The following is a 2,122-nucleotide window of genomic DNA, read 5'->3' as shown; positions in this document are numbered from 1 at the left end:
GTCGGGACTCAGGGTGCTGTGTTCGGCAGATTTCAGGAGCCATTGGCTGGCTTTTGCAGGGTTCAGTTTGGCTTTGCCGTCGTTAACCTGAATGGCTACAAACTCCTGCCGCATGCGTTTGCCCTGTGGGCCTTGCCAGCGCAGCATGGCTCCAAGTAGTGCCCCCTCGCCGAGTTCTGGCGCTTTGAGCATTGCAGCCAAACCACCGAAGTCGTGCTCGCAGGCTTTACCCAGCAGGTACTGCATTAGCTTGGAATTGAGGTCGAGCATGTGGGTGTCTGGGCGATTGGCTGCCAGCATGCGATCCAAGGTTACGTCCATACGCTGGGAGGCTTTGGGGGAAAGGCCCATGTCGCGCATCACCTGCTCGGACAGTCGAATACGCAGCAACCTTTCTTTGTGGCTGCGCTCCGCTACCTCAATACCCAGTTGATTGAACATCCCAAGGACAAAGCTGTAGAGGTGATCGACGGTAATTTCGAGCTCATCGCGCAGTTCATTGGGATCGCTGGTGGCGGCATGGGCAAACAACTCTCGCTGTTTAGCGGCAGCCGTACGTGGCCGACCCTTCTTCAGCCTCTGTCTCCTTCCGTGGATGCGCAAGTTTGAGAATGCTTTTTGTGGGGGTCTGGGGGTTCTCATCCTCAGCCGCATGCTCATCGGAGGACTCGCCCGTAGCAGCAGGAACCGTAACAGGTGCGTCACCAGCTTCGGGCTCATCGAGAAATACTGAGGCTTCAGATGGCGTTGATTCTGGTTGGCCCTCCCACCAGCCGTCAGTTTTCAAAGAAGGGTATTGAGAGGCCGTGTTCTGAATGAAGGTTAACGAATCATCGACTTTCTCGGTCAATGCCTTGTTCGTTGGAGCTGATGGGCTTTCTAGGGCCGTCAGATGCTCGGCTGAGTCATTGAGGAATGCCAGGTCACTGTCTGTTGGCAGGTCGTCTGTTGACTCTTCAGGCTTAATCTCGACAAAGGCCTGCTGTTGGCGTTTGAGGAGGAGAGCACGCTGCATGGCCTTTGCCCCATCTATGGGGCGGCGTTGCAGCATGTACACACGGCTGAGCAGATTTAGGGAATCAGGCTCTTCAAACGTTTCAATCGCTTCCAGGAGAAGCGACTCGGCAGCCTGCAACTTGCCAGATGCGACCAGGTCGTTGACGTCTTTGATGAGCAGTTCTTTGCTGCGTTGCTTGCTCTTGATCGAGAGCATTTGCGGTGCGCGATGTTTTTTGAAGTGGAGAATCAGTTCAAGCCTGCGCTGGATATCATCCGCTGACTGATGACTTTTCAGGAATTCGGTAAGGAGCGCTCTGGCAGTGGCATGCTGCCCTTGAGTAATCAAATGCGAGATAGCATGAAGCAGCCCTTCCGAGGAGTGCCCTTTTAAGCAAGATCGAATCTTCGCCGCCAGTTCTCCAGGATCCGATGAGGCGTAACGCCACAGCTCGTCTAGCAGCGATTCCCAGTCCATTCCGTACCCACTCCTTGCCACTACTCAGCCCTTTGCGAAAGCTGGCTCATTAGTAGTTCTGAGTCTTGTTAGCTAGGGCGTGGTAAACACATTAACCAGACCAAATGCCTGGGTAAAGGCATTCCAGGCAGAACACGATGCCTGTAGAGACCTGCCGCGAGAGTAAGCACCTAAACACAACCTATCCAGATTGGCACGCAGAGAGCCTGACTAAGCTGCGCTAAGCCGTTCGAGGCGAAGCGAGGTTGGGGCAGGAATGGGGACGGAGGATTGAGAGCAGAGATCTAGTGAACACTGGTAAAGCGCAAACGCACAGAGATCCAGCAGCCCGGATAGCTGAATACACATAACTCAACCACTGTCAACAAAAAAAATTATGCCTCTTACGTTTTTTGTCATCAAATCTAAAGCCGCAGCCGTTCGGCTGCAAAAAAGACGATCCCTAGGAGGCGGCGTTGCTGGCGACACAAGCTTTTTAGCTTTTCTATAGATGGCAATGACCGAAGCCGATAGACCTTCGTTTACCTGACGCAAACCACTGCCAGTAAATCACCAGCTTTTTTTTGTTCTCAAATATAAAGATCCGTCGCGGAATTTTTTTTTCAACCCCCCCTGCTTTGACGTTCCGACGAACGGTCGCTATTGGCA

At 53.2% G+C, this 2,122-nt stretch carries 1 protein-coding gene and 1 pseudogene; both read right to left on the bottom strand.

The features are described from left to right. A pseudogene (locus HZR81_RS23400) lies at positions 1 to 561 on the bottom strand (ATP-dependent helicase); the annotation flags it as partial. Beyond that, on the bottom strand, positions 542 to 1,474 hold the full coding sequence (locus HZR81_RS23395) for a hypothetical protein (protein ID WP_500129376.1): 933 nt from the start codon (positions 1,472 to 1,474) through the stop codon (positions 542 to 544). The pseudogene HZR81_RS23400 and the gene HZR81_RS23395, both read right to left, overlap by 20 nt. Positions 1,475 to 2,122 lie beyond the last annotated feature (648 nt).

This window comes from Pseudomonas sp. LM13, assembly GCF_041381355.1.
GTDB lineage: Bacteria > Pseudomonadota > Gammaproteobacteria > Pseudomonadales > Pseudomonadaceae > Stutzerimonas > Stutzerimonas frequens.
This window is presented reverse-complemented; position numbering and strand designations above follow the sequence as displayed.